4 protein-coding genes and 1 other annotated feature are annotated in these 3,679 nt (G+C 46.8%); of the genes, 3 read left to right on the forward strand and 1 reads right to left on the reverse strand.

All coding sequences use genetic code 11. The features are described 5' to 3' along the window. On the forward strand, window positions 1-271 hold a 271-nt coding region (locus GRP75_RS21415; protein ID WP_160790305.1), incomplete at its 5' end, for a sensor histidine kinase. A gap of 215 nt (window positions 272-486) precedes the next feature. Here the strand turns inward: GRP75_RS21415 and serA are convergent. Next, complete coding sequence (serA, locus tag GRP75_RS21420) at window positions 487-2,079, reverse strand: phosphoglycerate dehydrogenase (RefSeq protein WP_028540623.1); 1,593 nt, start codon at window positions 2,077-2,079, stop codon at window positions 487-489. A 261-nt stretch (window positions 2,080-2,340) separates the two neighbouring features. Then, window positions 2,341-2,590: a binding site (T-box leader), on the reverse strand. A gap of 185 nt (window positions 2,591-2,775) precedes the next feature. On the opposite strand from serA, the gene GRP75_RS21425 reads away from it, so the two are divergent. Further along, a complete protein-coding gene (locus GRP75_RS21425; RefSeq protein ID WP_025723057.1) occupies window positions 2,776-3,363 on the forward strand; it encodes a type II CAAX endopeptidase family protein in 588 nt (195 codons plus the stop codon). Then, a partial coding sequence (locus GRP75_RS21430; RefSeq protein ID WP_160790306.1) for a hypothetical protein occupies window positions 3,360-3,679 on the forward strand: 320 nt, incomplete at its 3' end. The genes GRP75_RS21425 and GRP75_RS21430, both read left to right, overlap by 4 nt.

A 3,679-nucleotide genomic window follows, 5' to 3' on the forward strand; every position in this document is an offset into this window, starting at 1 on the left:
GGGAGAGCGGCATGAGTTAATCCGTATTCGGATTAAGGATGAAGGTGTAGGCATTGCCAGCGAGGATCTACCTTATATTTTCGACCGCTTCTACAAGGCAGATAAGGCCAGAGTACGTGGTGAGGATAAAGGGACTGGTTTGGGGCTTGCTATTGTCAAGAATATTGTAGAGGCTCACGGGGGCTCTGTCTCTGCTGCCAGCGGATTGGGGGAAGGGACGGAATTTACTATTTTGCTGCCGATCTCCAACAAAACAAAGCTGGGTCTGTAACAGGCTTATAAGCCCCAACTGATATACCCCGGTTTGCAGGCATCCTCGGAAGAGGGTGCTTTTTGTTGAAAAATCAACATTTATCTTGTTCAACGTGGAACATCCTGTTTCAAGATAATTGCTCTCATGATAGATAACGGTATAAGAAAAAGACGCCTGGGTAGCCAGGCGCCTCTCTTTATTATAAACCTTGGACTTTTCAATACTGTCTGGAACTAATCTAGCACTACTTCTTGGGCAGTATTTAGTTCTGGCAAACCAACGAGTTGAACCAGCACATCTTTAGGCACGGCTTTATCGACGGTCAAGATCATGATGGCTTCTCCGCCGACAATTTTACGCCCTACTTGCATGGAAGCGATATTGACGCCGTTCTCCCCAAGCAAGGTGCCGACACGACCGATAATGCCTGGTTTATCATTGTGGGAGATGAGCAGGAAATGAGCTTCCGGTGCCACATCTACTGGGAACTGGTTCAACCGAACAATACGTTCGCCATAGCCTGCCAGCAGGGTGCCAGATACACGTTGCTCTTCGCCGCTCTGGGTTTTGAGTGTAACGGTAATCAGGTTGGTAAATCCCTTGGTGGCGGGCGCCTGAGACACGACAAGATGGATGTCACGTGTTTTGGCCAGATGTACAGAGTTTACAATGTTCACATCGCTGCCCAGATGACGGCTAAGTACACCTTTCAAAATATAACGTGTCAGCGGCTGTGTATCCACAGAGGACAAATCACCAGCGTAATCTACCTGAATTTCACGTACAGCCTGATTCGTGATCTGAGCGGCAAAGCTGCCCAGCTTTTCTCCAAGCGAGAAATATGGCTGCAATTGCGTCATGACGTTGGATGGTACTGGAGGCATGTTGACCGCATTTTTAAAAGGCTCATCACGCAAAATATGCAGCACTTGCTCGGACACATCGATAGCTACATTCTCCTGAGCTTCGACAGTTGAGGCACCCAGATGTGGTGTGACGATAATTTTCGGATGACTCAGGAATGGGTGATCCTGTGCTGGCGGCTCTGATTCGAATACGTCAAAGGCTGCACCGGCAACGATACCTTCATCAATGGCTTCAACAAGAGCCATTTCATCGATAACTCCGCCCCGGGCACAGTTGATGATGCGCATTCCTTTTTTCATCACTTCAAACTGTGGACGAGCAATCATATGTTTCGTTTCCGGTGTTAATGGTGTGTGTACGGTCATAAAATCTGCGTTGCGGATAATTTCGTCCACGCTCGCCAGCTTAATGCCCAGCTTCTCAGCGCGTTCTTCCGTTAGAAATGGATCATAGCCGAGGATGCTCATGCCAAATGCTTTGGCACGTTTAGCCACCTCACTGCCGATACGTCCCATGCCGAGGACTCCAAGTGTTTTGTTACGCAGTTCGACACCGAGGAATGTTTTACGATCCCATGTACCGCCAATGGTTTTGGCATACGCCTGTGGAATATGACGTGCTAGAGCCATCATCATCGCAAAAGTGTGCTCACATGTCGTAATCGTGTTGCCGTCAGGAGCGTTAATAACGATAATCCCGCGCTGTGTTGCTGCTTCAAGGTCGATGTTGTCCACTCCGACCCCAGCTCGCCCTACAACCTTGAGGTTCTTACCTGCCGTCATGATGCGTTCGGTTACCCGAGTTTGGCTTCGAACGAGTAATGCGTCATAGTCACCAATAATTTGAACCAATTCATCCTCGCTGAGACCTGTGTTCTTGTCCACCGTGACATCGTCTGCATCCATCAGTTGCTGGATGCCCAGGTCACTGATCGGATCGGATACTAACACTTTAAACATTTGGTTTCCTCCTCAAAGTTAACTTCTTTTATGGACAGGATGTACTTCAAACTGAAATACATTCCATAAAGAACATGAAAAAACTTGAAATGCTTCTAAAAGTACAGGAGAGCGGTGTGAAATACTAGTGTGATAACGCATTGACGCAGAAAAGGGATGGAATAGCATTATGCACCAAACTAACGACCAAAAGTCTTATGCGGAGACACTTTGCGGTTTTCGGGCATCAAAAAAACTCCCGAATCACATACTATCTCCATAGTAAGGGACGAGAGTTATCGTGGTACCACCCTAATTCGCAGCCATTTCGCAATGGACTGCCTTCAGCGGTCATAAAATGACCGAAAGGATAACGGTTTTCTGCCGATTGCATCTAATGCCGGGAAATATTCCCCAGACCTCGGTGCAATAACTCAGGAGCGCTGAAAGTAGTTACTTCGTCACCGGCTTCCACCCAAGCACCGGTTCTCTGAGGACGAAATCAATACCTTTTCTCCATCATTGTTGTTGTCGCTAATAATTTTTTCATAATGTATCATGGCTTACATGGGCATGTCAATAGGACATGCGACATGTGTGGATAGCCGGCTAGATATATAGCTACAGAATGCGGAAAATTAAGATTTAAGTCTTCTTGAATCCGTCCGACTTTTTGGCTATGATGCTAAAGAAGACTATGCAGAGGACTAACTAACTATGAAAAAGCTTAAAGTGAAATGGAAAAGAGCGCAAATTCATGAATTGAATGACCGCTTGCTGCTTTACAATTTGTATCTAACTCAGGGGCTGACCCTGCTGATTGGCGCAATCTGGATTATTTTTCAGAAAAGAAATGTGTTAGAACTATTTGCATTGCCGAACACTCTGCACGTCTTATGGTGGGGATTGGGCTTGGCCGCCGCTATGTTACTTGTGGATCTGTTGCTATCCCGGATTATGCCTGAGGATGCTATGGATGACGGTGGTATTAACCAAATGCTGTTTCAAAATCGTCCGGTTTGGCATATTATTTGTATAGCAGCTATCGTCTCCATCTGTGAGGAACTCTTGTTCAGAGGTGCGATTCAGTACAGCTTTGGTCCTTATTGGACAAGCATTTTGTTTGCGGTGATTCATATCCGATATTTACGGCATTGGATTCCCACTGGCTGGGTTTTTCTTAGCAGTTATGGATTGGGCTACATATATGTGCAGACCGGTAGTCTGTGGGCACCGATCATTTGTCATTTTGTGATTGACCTTATATCTGGTTTAGCGTTACGTTTTCGGAGGTATGAAGAATGAATCAGGAACTTAGCAGAGTGCAGACCTATGGTAGCCGTCGAAATGGTCGCAAAGGCAAGGAGGAGGACAGGTCAAAATCTAAACCAGTTCGCTCCCGTGCTTCACGGCCCGTGCCAGAATTGGCTCACGTTGCCGCTGCACCAGAAGTTGCTGTGACGATGGAGAATGACACTCCTGCCAGTGAGTATCGAACGCGGGCGGAAATGTTTCCGTCCCGCCGTATTCGGGTAAGTAAGTGGTTTTTAAATTTTTTGAGCACTCTTTTTGTGCTGATTACTGCAGCGTTACTGTGGTGGTGCACCCTTGATGCCCCACC

Source organism: Paenibacillus sp. OT2-17 (assembly GCF_009827695.1).
GTDB lineage: Bacteria > Bacillota > Bacilli > Paenibacillales > Paenibacillaceae > Paenibacillus > Paenibacillus polymyxa_B.

What these genes read in the sequence shown, in the direction of transcription:
- GRP75_RS21425 (WP_025723057.1), top strand. Translation starts at nt 2,776, where the DNA reads ATGAAAAAGCTTAAAGTGAAATGGAAAAGAGCGCAAATTCATGAATTG.
- serA (WP_028540623.1), bottom strand. Translation starts at nt 2,079, where the DNA reads ATGTTTAAAGTGTTAGTATCCGATCCGATCAGTGACCTGGGCATCCAG.